We start from the raw sequence: 18512 nt of genomic DNA on the forward strand, positions 1-18512 counted from the left end.
ACTCCCATCCACAAGGACCCTCCGTACGAGGGCTACTCGCCCCGCTGCCGCGGAATCAGCGCCGCCGCCGGTGCCGGCGTCCGGCCGCCTCCGCCGTTCTCCGTCGCCGCCAGCTCGTGCTCGTGTTCATGCACCGGCATGTCGTCGCGCAGCAGGTTCTCCGGGATGAGGACGGCCGCGGTGACGCCGCCGTTCGGGGAGTTGCGGAGTTCGACGCGCAGGCCCTGGCGGGTCGCGAGGCGGTTCACCACGAACAGGCCGATCTGCTTGGCGTCGAGGAGGTCGACCTTCTCCGACTGGAGCTTGCGGTTGGCGTCGGCCATCGCGTCCTCGTTCATGCCGAAGCCGCTGTCCTCGACCTCGATGACGACACCGTCGCGCAGCCGGGCCGCGCGCAGCTGCACCTTGGTGCTGGGCGGGGAGAACGAGGCGGCGTTCTCGACGAGTTCGGCGAGGAGATGGATGACGTCGGCCACCGAGCCGCCGTTCAGGGAGACCCGGGGTACGGCCCAGATCTGGACCCTCGTCGCGTCCTCGATCTCGGCCACCGCCGCGCGCAGGGTGTCCGCCAGCGGGATCGGGTCCCGCCAGCCGCGGCCGGGCGCGATGCCGGACAGGATGAGGAGGCTCTCGGAGTGGCGGCGCATCCGGGTGGCGAGGTAGTCGACGCGGTACAGGTCCTGCAACTCGTCCTGGTCTCGCGGGCGTTGCTCCAGCCGGTCGAGGATGTCGAGCTGGCGGTGCAGCAGCACCTGGCTGCGGCGGGCGAGACTGACGTACACGCCGGAGATGCCGCTGAGGAGTTCGGCGCGCTCGGCGGCCGCCTTGAGCGCCGCCCGCTGTACGGCCGTCAACGCGGTGCCCACCTGGGCGAGTTCGTCCCCGGCGAGGCGTCGCATCGGGGCCTCGACGTCGATGTCGACGCCCTGCCCGGCGTGCAGGCGCCGCATGGCCTGCGGTAGCCGGCGGCCGGCGACTTCGAGGGCCGAGTTGCGCAGGTCGAGAAGCTCCACGATCAGTCCGCGCCCGACCGACACGGAGACGAGGAGGGACAGCAACACGCCTACCAGGCCCAGGACGACGGCGATTCCGGAGGCGCCGAGCGTGTCCCAGCCGAAGGGGTTCGCCTTGGCGGCGGCGGCCGTACCGGCCTCGGTCTCGGCCTTGGCGAGGGACCTCAGTACTGTGCTCGCGGAGTCGTCCCAGCCCCTCAACAGGCCGTCGGACACGGCCGATTCGCCGGGTCCGGCGCTGCGTACGCGATTCTCGATCGCCGCGAGCTGGTCGTAACTCCCGCTCTCCAGAAGCGTGTTGTACGCCTTCTGGTGCTCGGGCTTCAGATCGGCGACCGCCGGCTTCAGCAGGCCCCGCTGGACGGTGACCGCTCCGACGAACAGCGCGTACTGCTCGTCGGTGAGCTTCCCGGCCGCGCCGCCCGCCGCGAGGAGCGCCTGCTCCTGGGCCAAGGCCTCGCGGGCGCGGGAGAGTTCGAGGACGACGCGGGCCTCGGACGCGGTGGTCGTGCCCTTCTCCCCGGTGAGCGCGCCGGTGACGGCGAAGGCGTCCTCGACGATGCCGGTGTATGCCGTGTACGCCGTGGACGCGATGGACTCAGCCTTCGTCGCGTTCTTGTTGCCGCCGCTCTGTGACGCGCGGAGCGCCGCGAGCCCCTTGGCGTCGTCGGTGAGTTTGTCGAGGCGGTCGGGCAGTGCGGAGTTGAGGAGCGCGGCGTCGGAGCTGGAGGAGTTGATGCCGGCGAGCAGGGCCTCGGTGGTGTTGTCGGTGGCTGCCTGGGTTCGCGTCAGGACGTCCGCGTCGCCAGACTTCGGGTCGGCGGCGTAGCGGGCGGAGACGGTGCGCTCGGTCTGTATCGCGGTGACGAAGTCGGCGACCGGGGCGAGCAGTTCGGAGTTGACGTCCTTGGCCCGCTCGGCGTCACCGATGGTGGAGGCGGTGGTGACCGCGGCGAAGCTCCACAGAGCCATGAGGGAGACGACGGGCAGCATCAGCAGGGCGACGATCTTCGCCCGGACGGATCTGGGGCGCAGTCGTTCGGAGGTGCGAGCCATACGCATGGGGAACCTCGTTGCTCTTCTTGCTGTTTGGCCCGTCTGGGGGTCCCCCTCTGGGGGAGTTTGAGGACGAGCGCGTTCAGCGCGACACGGGGGTCTGGGGGCAGAGCCCTCAGTGGGGGTCCCCCCTCTGGGGGAGGGACGGGTAGGGGCGGCGGGGGCGAAATCAGGCCGTGGACAGCTCGACCTCGCGGAGCAACTCCGCCGCGAACGCCGCTTCCTCCCGCTTCCCCGTCGGCGACAGCGCGACATACGCCGACGCCAGGAACAGGAACGACCCGAGCAGCACGGCCAACGGGAACAGGAACTCCGTCGACGTGGCCCCCGGCAACTCCGCGCTGCTGGGCGCGAGCGTGACCTCCACCGCGAACATCGCCGTGTAGTGCATGCTGCTCACCGCGAGCCCCATGACCAGCGCGGCGATCGTCGCAAGCACGGGCCCGCGCACGATCAGCGTGAGCGTCAGCGCGGCGGTCGCGGCGACGACGGCGATCGCGACGGAGGCGGCGACGAGCAGCGGGTCGTACGAGATGTCGCCGTGCAGGTTGAGCGCGTACATGCCGGCGTAGTGCATCGCGGCGACCCCGAGCCCCGTGCCGAGGCCGCCCAGGATGACCGACCTGACGCGGGAGCGGCCGTACCCGGCGGTGAAGACACCGGCGGCGACGACGGCGATCGCGGCAACGAGGCTGAGGACGGTGAGCGGGACGTCGTAGCGGATGGGGGTGCCCTCCACGCTGAAGCCCATCATCGCGACGAAGTGCATGGTCCAGATGCCGGACCCGATCGCGAACGAGGCCAGCGTCAGCCAGTTCCGCTTGGAGGCGCCGTCCGATTCCAACGCCCGTACGGTGCAGCGCAGTCCGAGCGCGGAGCCCAGACAGGCCATCGCGTAGGAGAGAACGGGGGTGACCCATCCGGCACTGAAGTGGTCCATGTGGCCCATGGGGAAATTCCTCTCGCCCGAGGCGCGGGCAGGGGGCCGCACCCAGGTAGTACCGCCGGTAACAGGGACCGGGGAATGGCTGATCATGCCACCCCTTCCCATGCGACAGATGGCGCGAAAGAGACCATGGGGTGGATTGACTAACATTCGGCTACGGTGACGTACCTAACAGGTGATCTGCATATTTATGCATATTCATGAGCGAAGGGCCGACTTGTCGCCGGCCCCCCGGATGCCCTTCAGTGGTCAGGCGGACTTGCCGGCGGCGACGGCCGTGCGGACTTCGCCGAGGAGGTCGTACATCGTCTGGCCGGGGCAGTCGGTCGCCAGCCAGTCGCGGTGGCCGCTGATCGCGTTGACGTCCTTCGTGACCCCGTTGACCGGGTTCACATAGGTCAGCTTCGCCTGCGGGTCCAGGCCCTTGAAGCGGGCGATCACCTTGATCAGGCGGATCAGCGATGCCTTGGCCGCGTCCGTCGGCGGCTGGTCGACCAGCGTGCCGATGAGGGCGATGCCGAGGTTGCCGGAGTTGAAGCCGCCGGTGTGGAAGGCGGTGACGAGCTTGCCGTCCTTGTCGAAGGCCGGGACGAGGTCGTCGCCGGAGTAGCGGCCCTCGTAGACGTCGCCCGCCTCGTCGATGAGGAAGTGGTAGCCGATGTCACCCCAGTCGAGGGTGATCGCGTGGTACTCGTAGATGCCGCGCACGGTCGACGCCGGGTCGGGGTCGGCGTTCGGGGTGTCCGTGTGGTGGACGGTGACCGTCTGGAACGGGTAGTACACCTCGGGCGAGTTGACCTTCCCGTCCTTGTACCGCTTCGACTCGTCGGCGCCCCACGCCGGCCGCGACAGGTACTGCACCCCACGCACCCGGGTCGGCTCGGTCGGCACCCGGAAGGTCTTGCCGGCCCCGCCCGTCGTGTCGATCGCCAGCGACTGCGCCCCGCTCACGCTCACGCCGTCCGGCAGCTTCAGCTCGTACCCGGTGGCGTCCCCCGCCGCCACCAGCTTCGTGCCGCCGCCCTCGACGGTCGCGCAACCGCCGCTCAGCTCCTGCCACTTGCCGGGCGAGGCGGCACCGTCCGCGAACTTGATCCCGGCACCGCCAGCCGTACCGCTCCAGCGCACACCGACGTACGAGATGGCGAAGGCCGCATTGGCCTCGGCGGTGCCGGTGGCGGCCTCGGTACGGGTGGCCGGGAACTTCTGCGGCTCGGTACCCGAAGTGCCGGACGTCCCGGACGCGCTGTCCGTCGTGGTGGAGGAGGAGTCCTCACCGTTGGTGGCCGCGAAGACCACCGGGGTCAGCGCGCCGCCGACGGCGACGGCACCCGCGGCGCCGATCATGCCGCGCCGGGTGAGGGGGATCTTCCGGCGGTGGGACGGAGCCGGGGAGGGTGAGGAGGGGGGAGGTACGGACACGGAGATGCCTTCCGAAGTGCTGGGGGCGTTGGCAACTCAAGGGGGACCCCACGCCGCCGCACGCACTCATGGGACTCGTGACGCGGATGAGCCCTGCGACGGAACGGCGAGTGCTTGAAGTTGAAAAGACCCTACTCGCCACCTCCGGCCCACCCGCCCCAACCCAGGCCAAGGAACGGTGAATTCCCTGTGGGTGTCGGACAAATGGGGTAACCCCCGGGTAACTCTCCGTACGCGCTGTTACAGCACACTCGCGCCCGGTACCGGACCTGCGGCCACCCGTACGGCACGACAGGTGCCGGACGCCGACAGCGCCTCCGCGACATGCTGCGCGGCCACCGCGTCCCGGGCGAGAAACGCCGTCGTCGGACCGGAACCCGAGACCAGAGCGGTCAGCGCACCCGCCGCGCGACCTGCGGCGAGGGTGTCGGCGAGGGCCGGGAAGAGGGAGAGAGCGGCAGGCTGGAGGTCGTTGGAGACGGTGGCGGCGAGCGCGTCGGGGTCGCCCTTGGCGAGCGCGTCGAGCAGCTCCGGCGAGGCGACGGGCATCGGGACGTCACTGTCCGCGACCGCAACCAGCCGGTCGAACTCCCGGAAGACAGCCGGCGTCGACAGCCCGCGCTCCGCCACCGCGAACACCCAGTGGAAGGTACCGCCGGTCTCCAGGACCGTCAGCTTCTCCCCGCGCCCGATCCCGAGCGCGGCCCCGCCCACCAGACTGAAGGGCACGTCACTGCCCAACTCGGCGCAGATGTCGAGGAGTTCGACGCGCGAGGCCCCGGTCCCCCACAACGCGTCGCAGGCGAGCAACGCACCGGCGCCGTCGGCACTGCCGCCCGCCATCCCACCGGCGACGGGGATGTCCTTGGCGATGTGGATGTGCACGGCGGGCGTACGGCCGTACCGCTCGGCGAGCGCGACAGCGGCGCGGGCGGCGAGATTCGTACCGTCGAGGGGGACTTGGGCCGCGTCCGGTCCTTCGCAGGTGACCCGCAGCTCAGCGGCAGGGGTGACGGTCACCTCGTCGAACAGGCCGACGGCGAGGAAGACATTGGCGAGGTCGTGGAATCCGTCGGGACGCGCGGCACCCACCGCGAGCTGGACGTTGACCTTGGCGGGAACCCGAACCGTCACGCTCACAGCTGCCCGGACTCCTCATCACCAGTGTGCTGTTGGACCTTGTTCTCCGCGATGCGGACGAACTCCTCGACGCTCAGGGACTCGCCGCGGGCCTGCGGGGAGACACCGGCGGCGACGAGGGCCGTCTCGGCGGCGGCGGCCGACCCGGCCCAGCCGGCGAGCGCGGCGCGCAGGGTCTTGCGCCGCTGCGCGAAGGCGGCATCCACAACCGCGAAGACCTCGCGCCGCGCGGCGGTCGTCTTCAACGGTTCGGCACGCCGGACGAGCGAAACAAGCCCGCTGTCGACGTTGGGCGCGGGCCAGAAGACGTTGCGCCCGATGGAACCGGCCCGCTTGACCTCTGCGTACCAGTTGGCCTTCACGGACGGAACGCCGTACACCTTCGACCCGGGCGGCGCGGCAAGCCGGTCGGCGACCTCCGCCTGCACCATGACGAGCGTCCGCTCAATACTCGGGAACGTCTCCAGCATGTGCAGCAGCACAGGCACGGCGACGTTGTACGGCAGATTCGCGACCAGTGCGGTGGGCGGGGGCCCCGGCAGTTCGGTGACGCGCATGGCGTCGGAGTGCACGAGTGCGAACCGGTCGGCGCGGGCGGGCATCCGGGCGGCGACGGTGGCGGGCAGCGCGCCCGCGAGCACGTCGTCGATCTCGACGGCCACGACCCGGTCGGCGGCCTCCAGCAACGCGAGGGTGAGCGAACCGAGCCCAGGCCCGACCTCGACGACCACGTCGTCGGGCCGCACACCGGCGGTGCGCACGATACGGCGGACCGTGTTGGCGTCGATCACGAAGTTCTGCCCGCGCTGCTTGGTGGGCCGGACGCCGAGGACGTCGGCCAGCTCACGGACATCAGCGGGACCGAGAAGGGCATCGGAGGCGGGGCTGGTACTCACGGGTCCAGGGTACGGGGGGTGGAGGGTGGGGGTGTGCGGGCGGGCCTGGGGGTGGGCGGCTCGGTGCTCGGTGCGCGGTGCTCGGTGCGCGGTGGTGCGGTGCCGGGGTGGCAGCCGCCGGTGAGGAACGGGCGCCGGGGCAAGTCGGTGCGGGGTGAGCTCGGGGGCGTTGTCAGTGGCTGCACCCAGGGTGCTTGGCGTGGGCATGTTCGAGACCGGGAAGAAGGTAGGTACGAAGACGAATGGCAGCGGCAATTCCACGAAGGCGCGGAGCTGGCGAGACGCGTCGCCCACGAGGTCGGCCCTGACCGGAAAGTGACTTACAAGGGCCTGGCAAATGGCGGTCTGGCCGCGATGACATCGATCGCCTGGCAAGGGGACCGTCAGGTGTAGGTGCGACTCAATGTGCGCGGTGAACTCCGCCAAGGCTCACCCAAAGATCGGGATCGGGCCGGAATCCGGAGCCGGTACTGGGCTAGAAAGTTCGGCATGGAACTCACCCAGATACGCCTGCTGGTGTCCGACTTCCCCGCCGTCTACCGCTTCTACCGGGACGTGCTCGGGCTCAAGCCGCAGTTCGAGGCCGAGAACGGCCCGTACGCCAAGCTCAGCCCCGACACCGGGCACGCCGCGATCGCGCTGCAGGACCGGGCGCAGATGGCCGACGTACTGGAGCGGTTGGGGGCCGAGCCGGAGGGATACCGCGCGCTGGTGGTGCTGCGGATGGATGATCTGGACGCCGCCCACGCCGAACTGACCGCGCGAGGGGCGGATTTCATCCGGGACCCGGGCCCGATGGGCGACCGGATGCGGGTCGCTTACCTGGAGGACCCGGACGGGAACCTGATCGAGCTGCAGGAATGGCTGGCGCTGCGCGAGCAGGCTGACAACGTGCCGTAGTCCGCTGGGAGTTGTCGGCATCCCAGCTGTAATGGCGGTGGTCAGTAACGGCGGCGGTCAGTGGCCGCGGCGAGCTGTGACGATCCAGGCGTGCGAGTCGAAGTGCACGCCGGCGGTGGTGGTGTGGGCGTCGAGGGTGGTGCGTAGCCGCGTGCGGGCTTGCTCTGCCACCGTGGGCTCGAGGTTGGCGAGCAGGTCCCTGACTTCCCAGAGGCGGAGCACGGCGTCGAAGGCGGTGGCGCCGTCCGGGCCGTAGTAGACGGGCTCGTGTACGTCGGTGAAGCTGACTTCCGCGAAGCCGGCCGCCGCGAGGATGCCTTCCGTGACGGTCGGGTCGGCGAGGGAGAACGGGTCCGGACCGTGGGGTACGGGTGGTGCGGCTGGTGCGGCTGATTCGGCGGTGAGGGTCTGGCGGATCGCGGTGGCCCACTCGTTGCGGTCGCGCTCTTGCCAGACCAGCAGTACCAGGCGCGCCCCGGGGCGCAAAGCACGCCCGATGTTGGTGAACGCGGCGACCGGGTCGGCGAAGAACATCGTTCCGAACCTGCTGATGCAGAGGTCGAAACGCGCCGGTGGAAAGCGGTGAACCTGGGCGTCGGCCTGCTGGTAGGTGACGTTGGTCAGTCCCTGGTCGTCGCTGAGTCGGCGGGCCCGTTCGAGCATGGGCGCGGAGAGATCGACGCCCACAGCGCTTCCCTGAACGGCGGCGCGGGCCGCCTCCCGCGTCGTCTGGCCCGTGCCACAGCCGATGTCGAGCACACGGTCGCGAGAGCCGACGCGGGCAGCGGCGCGGAAGAGTTCGTTGTGCAGGCGCAGTTCAGCGTCGTAGTCGAACAGGTCGGGCACTACCGTCACCGGGTCCTCTCGATATCGATGTCAATGTCGATGTCTACCGGAAGATCGGCACCCGGAGCGCCGACCGCAGCCGCGTCACCGTCGGCCGCTTCCGGTGTGCTGGAGCAGAGCCGGGACGAACACGTCCCACAGCGGCTTCGGCAGATCGTGTCCGGCGCCTTCCAGGATCAGCAGCGTCGCGCCGGGAATCGCGTCGCGCAGCGCGTGTCCGTGTGGGAGCGGGAGAACCGGGTCGTGGTCGCCGTGCACCACCAGGGTCGGCGCCTTGATGGAGGCGAAGTCGCGGGACGAACCGTCGAAGCTCATCGCGTAGTGGTTGACGAGGGTGGACGCCATGTCGTGCGTGCGGGCCACGTCCCGCTCGACCAGCGCGCGCATGGCGGCCTCGTCGAAGTAGGGCGAGCCGCCCGAGCACGCCTTTGCCGAGGCGACGACGAAGTCCACCACCGAGCCCGAATCGGCGGGGTCCGGGTCGGCGGGGGTGGTGCTGGTGAGCTCGTCCGACGGTGACGGGAGGCCGTCCTCGCCCGTGGAGGTGGAGACGAACGTCAGTGACTCCGCCCGGTCGGGGTGGTCCACCCCGAGGATGAGCCCGATTCCGCCGGACATGGACCGGCAGACGACGTGTGCGCGCTCGACGTTCAGGGCGTCCAGGATGCCGAGCGCGTCCCCGGCCAGGTCGGTGTACCTGTAGCCCGGCCGCCCTGGCGGGTAGCTGGTGGATCGGCCGGTGTCCCGGTTGTCGTAGCGGATCACGAACCGGTCGCCACGCGCGATCTGTTCGCACAGCTCGGTTTCCCACCACAGCATTGAGGCGGTCGCCCCGTCGATGAGCAGGATCGCCGGGTTCGCGGGATTTCCGAAGGTCTCGATGCACAGCTCGACACCGTCGGCCTCGGTCTCGGTTTCGATCTCGGTCTCGATCTCGGTCTCGATCTCGACGAGCTGCTCGCCGTGCGAAAGGTGATCGGTCATGAACACCACGCTAGACCTGGAAGGTCATCGCCAAAAGCGATAGTTTCCGATCAAGTCAATCGTCTTTGGCGATGTCAATGGCTAAATGACCAACTGGGGTGGGCTCATGTCCGACGTTGAACTGCGGCATCTCACCACGATGGCCGCCGTGGCCGACGAGGGCTCGTTCGGGCGGGCGGCCCTGCGGCTCGGGTACACCCAGTCGACGGTGAGTCAGCAGATCGCGGCTCTGGAGAAAGCCGTCGGCGGTGCCGTGTTCGACCGGCCGGGTGGGCCGAAGCCGGTGCGGATCACCCCACTCGGCACGGTGGTGCTGACCCACGGACGCGAACTGCTGGCGAAGGCGCAGGTGATGGCTGCGGCCGTCGACCGGTTCAAGGCAGGTGACGGCCGGGTCGACATCGGCACCTTCCAGAGCGTGTCCAACGTGTTCCTGCCGCTGGTCGTACGCGCGCTTCGGGACGAGCACCCCGGCTGCGACATCAGGCTGTTCGAGGAGGAGACCGACCAGCCGCAAGTCCATGAGCTCGACCTGATGTTCTTCGACGGCCGCGTCGACGGCGACGTCGAACACCGCAAACTGCTCGACGATCCCTACGTGTTGGTGGCCCGCCCCGGCACCTTCCCCGACGGTCCGGTGCGCCCGGACCGACTCGACGGAGCGCCGATGGTGGCGCACCCGCCGATCTGCGACCAGGCCAGGATGGAGCAGGCGCTGGCCCGCCGCGGCGTTCGACCGCACTTCGTGTGCCGCACGGCGGGCAACGAAACGGTGCTGTCGATGGTGCGCGCGGGCCTGGGTTCGGCGATCCTGCCCCGACTCGCCGTCCACAGTGCCGACATCGGCTCCGATGCGTCGCTGCGCGTCCACGACCTCAAGCCAGGTCTCCCGCCCCGCGAGATCTTTCTGCTCTGGCAGGCACACCGCACTCACTCCCCGCTCGCGGCACGGGCGATCGAGATCGCCGTGGAGGTCGCGGGCAGGATCGCCGAGCGCGCGTGACCCGATCATGTGCGCTCACACTCTTCGTTCGGCGCAGGACTGGAGTACTGACCCACGCGGCCGGTCTCGCCGTAACCAGCCAGGACTCTGCTCATGCCGGAACCTACGCAGGCCACTTGAGGGTGAACCGTGGGCAGCCGTCCGTCAGGACGGCTGCCCACAGAACGTGCACGTCAGGTGGTACGGCTGTCGATTTCGAGCTGCACCGCGTCGCACGCGACCCTGATCTCCGTCAGAGCGGCACCCTGCTTCCTGGACAACTCCAGGAGTTCATCCAGGCCGACCCGCTTGCCCGCGAGCTTCTTACCGAAGCAGTCGGGCAGCACAGCCTTCTGGTAGCTGTCGATACGGGCGACGATCTCACCGAACAGCAGATCGGGGGAACGGCGTTCCGCCTGCTTGACCCGGCTGCGCAGCTCGTTCAGCATGGCCAGGTCGGCCTTCTGGGCCGGCAGCACCTCCAGCTTGCCGAGCACGACGACGACTTCATCCAGCAGGTCATAGTCGGGCTTGAGCCGTTTCGCCTCTGCGACCTTCTTGCGCTTGCGCAGCTGATCGACGGAGAAGTAGGTCGTGACCAGGAACGTGACGAGGCCGATCGCGGCAGTCCACGTCCAGGTGCTGTCGAAGCTCTCCTGGGGGGCGTTACTGCCCAACGCCACACGGATGCATGGCCGATACGCAATTTTCACCAGCGGGGAAGCCGCGCAGTGCATCATGAGTTGTCCTTGAAGAGAAGCAAGGCGCTTCAGCAGGGCTTCCTGGCAGGGCATCCCTACTGAGGCTGTTGGTCGTTTCTCGCCGCGCCGCACAGTCGGCGCAGGGCCTGGCCCCGGACCCGATCGAGTTCGGGGCCATCGGCATTTCGAGTACGGCCTTCCCCAGGTGTCTGTGTCGGGGGTTCCGGGGGTGATGGACCCCCCTGTACGGGACGAGGAGACCGCGCCTTCGCGGTTGCAGAGGTTCTCTTCAAGTCAAGACCTCAGTGCATGTTCAAACCAAACGCGATATTCCCCTTCGGGGCAACGGCGAACTTGGGGCTGAGCGGGCGCTTGGTATCTGATCGATTATCGATCATCTAGATCATCCGGAATTCGTCGTTCGAACGTGCAGTGAACGACGTGAAGATATTCCAGAGTTGAAGTACCGACTCGGGGTCTCCAAGATCAATTGGATTATTCGGATGCTCTGCCGAAAGAATGACGGTCTGTCAGTGGACTATGCAACGAGGGGGGCCCGTGGGGCGCAAGATGAACGTCTTGGAGGACGACGGGCGCCCCCTGACGGCCTTCAGCATCAGCCTCCGCAAGCTCCGTGAGCAGGCAGACAACCCCACCCTCACCCAGCTCGCCGACAAGTCCGGATACAGCCAGCCTCGTTTATCGGAGTTGTTCAACGCCAAAAAGGTGCCGGCCGAGGACCTCCTCCGAGACGTCGTCACCGCTCTTGGGGGCGACGCGGATCAATGGAGTGAGCGACTGCAGAGGCTGCGAGCGGCAGAACAGGACTTCCACAGGGCGACAGCGCGGGACGGCGATTCACCGCAAGCCCAAATTGCTCGCCTGGAGCTGGAGAACAAAAAGCTGCGCGAACTCACCGAGCAACCCGGTGTGGTCTTCGCGCAGGCGCTCACCGCGCAGGACAGCGCGAGCCGCCGGATACAGGCTGCAGCCCGCCTGGAACGCCGCGCATTGAACCTGCTGAAGACGGCCCAGGAGGAGTATCACCTCCTCTACGAACGGGCTCCCGAAGCGGAGGAGCGAGCCGCCGCGATCATCGCGGACGGGGCGGCCACTGCCGCCCGGCTTGAACTGCGAGGCCGGAGCCGTCACGACGAGATAGTCACCGAGGCACACAGTCGTGCCGACGCGATCATCGCGAAGGCGGAAGACACGGCTCGCGAAATGGTACAGAACGCCGAAAAACACTCCAAAGACCACAGGGCCAACACCTACGCGTCAGTGAACAAGACACTCAAGGACATAGACCAACTCCGGGTCGAGGCCGAACAAGCCGTGCGGCAGGCGACGTCCCAGCGCGCCAGCCTGGAGATGCGCGCCAAGATAGAGATCGAGCGACTCGTACGCGAAGCCCAACAGCACCTGGAGAAGGCAGGCGCCGGCGAACAGGTGCGCGCACTTGATCTCCTCCTCCTGGACTTCAACATCACAGGAAGTCACGCCGCCACTCGAGGCCGCCACGCCCGCCAACCCAAGCCCGGACGCGCGGCCTTGCCGAACGGCAGCAAGCCCCAACTCGATCTGATCGCGCAACCGCCACGCCCCGGTTGGACGGGATGGACCCTTCCGCAACAGCGACAGTGACAGACGCCGTTCTACGGCGTACACCGCGACTCATGAGGACCAGTAATCGGTCAGTCGGCGGTCAGCGGAGACGACTCGCCCTGGGCCAAGGTCCCTGTACGGGCCGGATAGCCCGGGGACTACGACGACCTCGGCCGCTTGCGCTCACCATGTCCCGTCAGGCCGCCCGGGTGCGCAGGCGGCGCAGCATGCGGGCGTCCTCGAAGCCGACCGAGTGGGCGGCGGCGTCGACCGTGGCGCCGTGGCTGATGAGGTGCTCGGCGCGTTCCAGGCGCAGGGTCTGCTGGTAGCGCAGCGGAGTGAGGCCGGTGGCGCGACTGAAGAGCCGGGTGAGGGTGCGTTCGCTGACGCCGACGGCAGAGGCCAGGCCGGGCAGTGGCAGCGGTTGGTCGAAGCGGGTGTCGATGAGGTCCTGGACGCGGTGCACGGTGTCGTCGAGGTGGGACCGGTGCCGGAACATCGCGCTGGTCTGCGGCTCATGGCCGTTGCGACGGGTGTATACGACCATGTCCCGGGCGACCTGGGCGGCGACGGCAGACCCGTGCCGGCCAGCGACGAGGTGGAGGGCAAGGTCGATGCCGCTGGCGATACCGGCGGAGGTGATCACCCGGTCGTCGGCAGTGAACAGGACGTCGCGGACGACGATCGCGCCGGGGTGGCGCAGAGCCAACTCGTCCTGCGCGTCGTGGTGGGTGGTGCAGCGACGGCCCTTGAGCAGGCCGGCCCGCCCGAGTGCTTCTGCGCCGGCGCAGACGCTGGCCACCGTTCCGCCCCTGGCGTGGTGGTCCCGCAGGATCTGCAGGGAGGCGTCGGCGATGGCGGGTGAGTCGGCCAGGGTGACGGCCCGCCAGCCGGGGACCACGACCAGGTCTTCGGGCCCGAGTTCGGGCCAGTCGACCTCTGCCACCAGGGGCAGCCCCTGGGCTGTGGGGACCTGCGGCTGCTCGGCGACGTAGGTGAGGGCGTACGGGTGCCCGAAGTTGGCTGCCGTGGAGAAGACCTGCGCGGGGCCGGCCAGGTCCAGCAGATGGACTCCGGGCACCAGGAAGAAGACGATGTGGCTCACGATTCGGTCATCATGCCGGAAGATCGGCCGCGGCCTCCACCTCGTCGACCGTCGCGATGGTGGCGAAGCGTCCGGCGAGGGCGTACTCGGTGCGCCGGATGATCTCGTCAGCGGGCAGGGTGCGGGGATCGGCGAGCAGTTCGGCGACGCTCTGACCGGCGGGGGCACCGCGGTGCGGGATGGGGTTGGTGGCGGTCGCGTCGACGACAAAGGTGACCTGGTAACCGAGGTCGCTCGCCACGCGGGCGGTGGTCTCCACGCACTGCTCGGTGCGGATGCCGCATACGGCGAGTTTGCGGACCCCGTGCTCGGTGAGGAGTTGTTGCAGGTTGGTGGTGGTGAAGGCGTTGTGCGAGGTCTTGTGGATCAGCGGCTCGCCGTCCACCGGCTGCTCCAGCTCCTCCAGGAGCCGGACGTGACCGAGGGCCGGGTCGAAGGCACCACCACTGCCGGGCTCGGAGTGCAGTACCCACACCACCAGGTCCCCGGCGCGGCGGGCGAGCCGGACCAGTCGGTTCGCCTTGTCTGCGATCTTCGGGTCGGAGATCGTCTCCCACAGCGGACCGGCGCGGAAGGATTCCTGGACATCGATGACGATCAGTGCTCGGGTCATGCCCCAAGCCTCAGCCATACGGAGGGTGCGGTGACAGGCCTCATCGGGTCCCGAAGCGGACCGATCCGGTCAGCTGACACCTGAGGGTTGCGGACGCGGCTACTCCGGCAGTTCGAGCATGGGTTTGCCGCAGGACTGGCATTCGGCGTAGACATCGAGGTCGTTGAGTATCTCGGCGTATTCGGGGTGCCCTTTGAGCGCCGCCATGGCGGCGAGCAGGTAACGGGTCATGATCTGGTCGTGCTCCGCCGTGGCCAGCGTTTCCGCGAGGAGGGTCAGGGCCTCGGGGAGGGCGTTTCGGTAGGCGTCCGCGATGTCGTCGGGCAGATCGTCCGGGACCTCTCCGAGTCCGCCGGAACAGATGGCGACGAGACCGATGACGTAGAGATAGTCATCGCGCTGGGCGGCGGGAAGCCCGCGCGCGATGGTGACCAGATGAGGCACCGAGGCGTATGCGGCCGGCCAGGCGGTGCCCTCGGAGCACAGGTAGGGCCACAGGTCGTTGAACCGCCCACCGGAGGTGGGGTGGGCTGCCAGGTACCGCAACTCGTCCGGGACGAAAGGGGCGTCCTGCGCACCCTGCCCGTCGGGCCAACCTCGGTGGTCGAGGGCACGCCAGCGCGGATCGTCCAGGGAGATCATGCGCGGAAATGTAGGTGTGGACGAGAGGCCCACGAGTTCAAGGTGCGGAACGAGCTTCGCGGGTGGGCGACTTGAGGGACTCGACGAAGGGGGCGAAGGTGCCGGCGGGAAAGGTGAGGGTGCCGCGGGCAGGGTCCTTGGAGTCTCGTACGGCTACTTGCGCGCGATGGTCTGCTATTTCGACGCAGGCGTTGCCGTCGCCGGAGCCCGAGTAGGACGACCTCGACCAAGAACCGGGGGTGGTCACTGGGGGTGCCCCGTGGGCGACTTGAGCGCCTCGACGAAGCCGGTGAAGGCTCCAGTCGGGAACGTGAGGGACGCTCGGGACGGGGTCTTGGAGTCGCGGACGGCTATGCGAGCGCGGCGATGCGCAATTTCGATGCAGGCGTCGCCCTGGCCGCCGCCGGAGTAGGACGACTTCCGCCAGGTGGTGGGGGCGGTCACCGGAGGTGTGCCGCAGGTGACTTGAGGGCCTCGACGAAGGGTGCGAAAGCTCCGGTGGGGAAGGTGAGGGACGCTCGGTCCGGGATCTTGGAGTCGCGGACGGCTATGCGAGCGCGCGAGTTGGCGATCTCCACGCAGCCGTTGCCATCGCCGCCGCCGGAGTAGGACGACTTCCGCCAGTTGCCGAGGGTGTCCATGGAATGCCTCACAGCTCCGTCGCCAGCCTATGGATGAGGTCACGCGACCGGTCTGGGCCGAGTGCCACCCCCTCCACTCTACGGAAGTGTGTTCGGAAGACGCTGAGTTGAGCCTCGGAATCAATGAGGACCGCGCCGTGAGGGGCATCGCGCACCACAGTGTCCAGTTTCGGAACAGCACCACCCACGTACAGCATGGCGCTTCCGGTGTCGGCGAAGCTGTCCAGGTCGAAGGGGATGACGCGCACGGTGATGTGTTCGGCGTCGGAGAGTTCCAGAATGCGGGCAAGCTGGACCCGCATGGCAGCACGGCCGCCGACTTTGATACGCAGCGCTGCCTCGTGGATCAGCGCTGTGTACCGGACTGGATGAGCGCCCTCGAAGAGGGCGCGCCGCTGCATGCGATGCCGGACGCGCAACTCCAGCTCACTCTCGAGGAGTTCGGGAACGCGGCTCGAAAAGAGCGCACGTGCGCAGTCCTCCGTCTGGAGCAGCCCAGGGACGTGCAGAAGGTCCACGTCCCACCGGTAGTTGGCGTGGTACTCCAACTCGGACAGGTCGAGGAAGGACGTAGGCAGCAGGCCCCGATACTCCTCCCACCAGCCGTGCGTCCGGTCGGTCGCCATCACCACCAAGGCTTCGATCAGCGCCTCGTCAGTACACGAGTACTGCGCCGCGAGCCGTCGTACGCGATCCTCGCTCACACCTGCTGTGCCGAACTCGATCTGGCTGATCTGGGCCGAGTCGGTGCCAAGTAGCGCGGCGGCTTCGAGCCCCTTGAGTCCTGCGGCCTCGCGCAGTTTTCGCAGCTCGGAACCCAGACGCTCCTGGCGCGCCGTGGGTTGCTTTCTGCGTGCCATGCATTTCTCCTTGCGCCCAACGGCCTTGGTGCCGGGACCTCATTCGAGGGCAGATTATGACAACGACTTGCGTGGTCCCAAATTATGGCCCTACCGTCAGTGACGCGACGCACACCCTGCGGAACGCCGGGACCCCCGGAAGCGCACCACGCCGTCCTGCCACGACGGCTGCGGCATGCCACCGCCCGCCGACCGCAACCCCCCACCACCAACCGGGAGTTGACGCATGCCCGAAACCAAGAAGGAAACCCAGCCCCAGCCCGAGCCCCAGTGCGAATCGGACTCCTGGGAGTACTCCCTCTACATCCCCAACGACCTCCGCGCCGTCACCGTCAGCCGCCGCACCCTCCGCCTGATCCTCACCCTGCACGGACTGATCGGCCTCGTCGACACCGCCGAGCTCCTCGCCACCGAGTTGGTGTCCAACGCCGTACGGCACACCAAGGGCCCCGCCGCCCTACGCGTCCGCTGGTCGGCCGACGTACTGCGCATCGGAGCCTGGGACGCCGATCCCCAACCACCCGAGCCACCGCAGGAGTTGGGTCAGCTCATCGAATCGGAGGACGGGCGCGGGCTCGGAATGGTGCGGGCCTGTTCCGACCTCTGGGGGTGGCAGCCCCTGTCACGGTTCGGGAACCGAGGCAAGTTCGTATGGTGCGAACTCTCCACCGGGGTCAGCGCCTGCGCCTAGCGGAAGCCGAAGCCGACGAAGAGCGGCTCACCCATGCAACCGCCCCCCACAATGCGGCCAAGGCCCCGCCCCCCGCTTCACATACAGCCTCTTCGCGCGGAACGTCTGCTCCGTGGCTGTCGCGTCCTGGGGGCGCCCGGAGCCGCCCAGGCTCTGCCAGGTCCGCGTGTCGAACTGGTACAGGCCGCCGTACGTACCGGACGAGTCCACCGCGTTCGGGCGCCCCCCGGACTCGCAGGCCGCCAGCGAACCCCAGTCCAGATGGTCCGCCCCCTGAACCGAGGTCGGCCTGGGTTTCGAGCCGACCCTCACCAGCTGGGCCCGGGGCTCGCGCACCACCTCCGTACGCACCCGGCGTGGCTTCTGCTTCACGCCGTTGACCGCGCGGATGGCGAAGGTGACCCGGCGCAGGCCCGGGCGGCCCGCCTGGTCGACGACCTCCGTGCCCTTGAACAGGGACGCGTCCTGGGTGCGCCGGACGTCGAAGGGGATCGCCTCCTCGTGCACCTCCTTCGAGCCCGTCACCCGCAGCACCGTCACCGTCTGACCGTCGCGCGGGAAGCTCGCGGCTGCCACCGAGATCATGTCCTCGCCGCGCAGCGTGATCCCGGCCTCCGTCACCGCCTCGCCGACCGTCGCCGCGTTCGTGCGGATCGTGCGGGCCCGCCCGTCCGCCATGATCGTCACCGTGCGCTCGGTGCGGACGTCGATGGTGAGCCCTTGCCTGTCGATCTTCTGGGAGCGCGCGAGCGACAGGTACGCGCCCTCCGCTCGCACCCCGAGCTGCCTGAGTGCTTCCTCCACCGTGTGTGCCGTCGTCCACAGCTCACGCCGTTCACCGTCCAGAGTGATCCGCAGGGGTCGCCCGTAGTGGACGCGGACCTCGTCGCCGCTGGCCAGTGCGGTGCCCGGCGCGGGGGCGACGACGTCGTGGGCGCCCACCGCGACCCCCTCGTCGGCCAGCAGTTCGGTCACGTCGTCGGCGAAGGTGTGCAGGGTGCGCGGCTTGCCGTCGACGCTCAGCTCGATCGCCTTGTCCTCGGCGACGAAGGCCGTCGTACCGCCCGCGAGGAACGCCACGACGAGGGCTTGGGGCAGCAACCGCCGGATGGCGTCCGGCCGTTCGGATCCCTTGCGGCGCCTGGCCGCCCGCCGCTCGTGGGCCCGTCCGCCCGCCGCCTGCTGCAGAGGCAGAGGGAGAGGCAGAGTGAGAGGGAGAGGGAGCGTAGGCGGCAGCTGCGATGCCTGGGGCTCGTAGGCGGGGCGGTACGTGTCCTCGTACGGCACCCCGTACGCCACCGTCTCGGCGGTGTGCGGGTCGTACCCCCCGTACAACGACTCTTCGAGCAACGGCTCTTCGAAGGACTGCGACTGTGGCCCGCTTGCGGGGCTGTACGTCTCGTACGGCGAGCTGCTCACGACGACACGCTCCAGGTTCCGGCGACGGGCACCAGAACCTAGCGGAGCGG

General features: G+C 68.8%; 20 protein-coding genes. 4 read left to right on the top strand and 16 right to left on the bottom strand.

The window, feature by feature from the left end:
- Window positions 1–32: 32 nt before the first annotated feature.
- The 5 genes from OG734_RS18285 to rsmA form a co-directional block, all read right to left on the bottom strand.
- Complete coding sequence (locus OG734_RS18285) at window positions 33–2069, bottom strand: sensor histidine kinase (protein WP_330288569.1); 2037 nt, start codon at window positions 2067–2069, stop codon at window positions 33–35.
- A 169-nt stretch (window positions 2070–2238) separates the two neighbouring features.
- A complete protein-coding gene (locus OG734_RS18290) occupies window positions 2239–3018 on the bottom strand; it encodes an MHYT domain-containing protein (RefSeq protein WP_330288570.1) in 780 nt (259 codons plus the stop codon).
- Between the two features lie 246 nt (window positions 3019–3264).
- Complete coding sequence (locus OG734_RS18295) at window positions 3265–4437, bottom strand: peptidoglycan recognition protein family protein (RefSeq protein ID WP_330288571.1); 1173 nt, start codon at window positions 4435–4437, stop codon at window positions 3265–3267.
- Window positions 4438–4677: 240 nt separating this feature from the next.
- The gene (locus OG734_RS18300) at window positions 4678–5577 is read right to left on the bottom strand and encodes a 4-(cytidine 5'-diphospho)-2-C-methyl-D-erythritol kinase (protein ID WP_330288572.1); all 900 of its coding nucleotides are present in this window, start codon (window positions 5575–5577) and stop codon (window positions 4678–4680) included.
- A complete protein-coding gene (gene rsmA / locus OG734_RS18305) occupies window positions 5574–6473 on the bottom strand; it encodes a 16S rRNA (adenine(1518)-N(6)/adenine(1519)-N(6))-dimethyltransferase RsmA (protein WP_330288573.1) in 900 nt (299 codons plus the stop codon). Before rsmA ends, OG734_RS18300 begins: the two co-directional genes overlap by 4 nt.
- Before the next feature lie 489 nt (window positions 6474–6962).
- Between rsmA and OG734_RS18310 the strand changes: the two genes are divergently transcribed.
- Window positions 6963–7373 carry a VOC family protein gene (locus tag OG734_RS18310; protein ID WP_330288574.1) on the top strand — a complete coding sequence of 137 codons (411 nt, stop codon included), beginning with the start codon at window positions 6963–6965 and terminating at the stop codon, window positions 7371–7373.
- Window positions 7374–7430: 57 nt separating this feature from the next.
- Here the strand turns inward: OG734_RS18310 and OG734_RS18315 are convergent, their stop codons facing one another.
- A complete protein-coding gene (locus OG734_RS18315; RefSeq protein WP_330288575.1) occupies window positions 7431–8228 on the bottom strand; it encodes a class I SAM-dependent methyltransferase in 798 nt (265 codons plus the stop codon).
- Between the two features lie 75 nt (window positions 8229–8303).
- Entirely contained in the window at window positions 8304–9203 is a 900-nt protein-coding gene (locus tag OG734_RS18320; protein ID WP_330288576.1) for an alpha/beta fold hydrolase, read from the bottom strand.
- Between the two features lie 106 nt (window positions 9204–9309).
- On the opposite strand from OG734_RS18320, the gene OG734_RS18325 reads away from it, so the two are divergent.
- A complete protein-coding gene (locus OG734_RS18325; RefSeq protein WP_330288577.1) occupies window positions 9310–10206 on the top strand; it encodes a LysR family transcriptional regulator in 897 nt (298 codons plus the stop codon).
- A gap of 173 nt (window positions 10207–10379) precedes the next feature.
- On the opposite strand, the gene OG734_RS18330 is transcribed toward OG734_RS18325, so the two are convergent.
- Window positions 10380–10862 (bottom strand): hypothetical protein, encoded by a 483-nt coding sequence (locus OG734_RS18330; protein WP_330288578.1) that lies wholly within the window; start codon window positions 10860–10862, stop codon window positions 10380–10382.
- Window positions 10863–11444: 582 nt separating this feature from the next.
- On the opposite strand from OG734_RS18330, the gene OG734_RS18335 reads away from it, so the two are divergent.
- Window positions 11445–12530, top strand: coding sequence for a helix-turn-helix domain-containing protein (locus tag OG734_RS18335; protein ID WP_330288579.1), 1086 nt, complete (start codon window positions 11445–11447; stop codon window positions 12528–12530).
- A 157-nt stretch (window positions 12531–12687) separates the two neighbouring features.
- Here OG734_RS18335 and OG734_RS18340 read toward each other — a convergent pair whose 3' ends face one another.
- The 7 genes from OG734_RS18340 to OG734_RS18370 form a co-directional block, all read right to left on the bottom strand.
- A complete protein-coding gene (locus tag OG734_RS18340; protein WP_330288580.1) occupies window positions 12688–13596 on the bottom strand; it encodes a GlxA family transcriptional regulator in 909 nt (302 codons plus the stop codon).
- Between the two features lie 10 nt (window positions 13597–13606).
- A complete protein-coding gene (locus tag OG734_RS18345) occupies window positions 13607–14209 on the bottom strand; it encodes an isochorismatase family protein (protein ID WP_330288581.1) in 603 nt (200 codons plus the stop codon).
- A 99-nt stretch (window positions 14210–14308) separates the two neighbouring features.
- Window positions 14309–14851 (bottom strand): hypothetical protein, encoded by a 543-nt coding sequence (locus tag OG734_RS18350; protein ID WP_330288582.1) that lies wholly within the window; start codon window positions 14849–14851, stop codon window positions 14309–14311.
- A 37-nt stretch (window positions 14852–14888) separates the two neighbouring features.
- Window positions 14889–15098 (bottom strand): DUF397 domain-containing protein, encoded by a 210-nt coding sequence (locus OG734_RS18355; RefSeq protein WP_330288583.1) that lies wholly within the window; start codon window positions 15096–15098, stop codon window positions 14889–14891.
- On the bottom strand, window positions 15095–15295 hold the full coding sequence (locus OG734_RS18360) for a DUF397 domain-containing protein (RefSeq protein WP_330288584.1): 201 nt from the start codon (window positions 15293–15295) through the stop codon (window positions 15095–15097). The genes OG734_RS18355 and OG734_RS18360 overlap by 4 nt, the downstream gene beginning before the upstream one ends.
- Complete coding sequence (locus OG734_RS18365) at window positions 15292–15492, bottom strand: DUF397 domain-containing protein (RefSeq protein WP_330288585.1); 201 nt, start codon at window positions 15490–15492, stop codon at window positions 15292–15294. Before OG734_RS18365 ends, OG734_RS18360 begins: the two co-directional genes overlap by 4 nt.
- An 8-nt stretch (window positions 15493–15500) precedes the next feature.
- A complete protein-coding gene (locus OG734_RS18370; protein ID WP_330288586.1) occupies window positions 15501–16352 on the bottom strand; it encodes a helix-turn-helix domain-containing protein in 852 nt (283 codons plus the stop codon).
- Between the two features lie 226 nt (window positions 16353–16578).
- Between OG734_RS18370 and OG734_RS18375 the strand changes: the two genes are divergently transcribed.
- Window positions 16579–17043 carry an ATP-binding protein gene (locus tag OG734_RS18375; protein ID WP_330288587.1) on the top strand — a complete coding sequence of 155 codons (465 nt, stop codon included), beginning with the start codon at window positions 16579–16581 and terminating at the stop codon, window positions 17041–17043.
- A gap of 27 nt (window positions 17044–17070) precedes the next feature.
- Here OG734_RS18375 and OG734_RS18380 read toward each other — a convergent pair whose 3' ends face one another.
- Entirely contained in the window at window positions 17071–18462 is a 1392-nt protein-coding gene (locus OG734_RS18380; RefSeq protein WP_330288588.1) for a ubiquitin-like domain-containing protein, read from the bottom strand.
- Window positions 18463–18512: the final 50 nt, after the last annotated feature.

The sequence above is a fragment of the Streptomyces sp. NBC_00576 genome, assembly GCF_036345175.1.
Classification (GTDB): Bacteria; Actinomycetota; Actinomycetes; order Streptomycetales; family Streptomycetaceae; genus Streptomyces.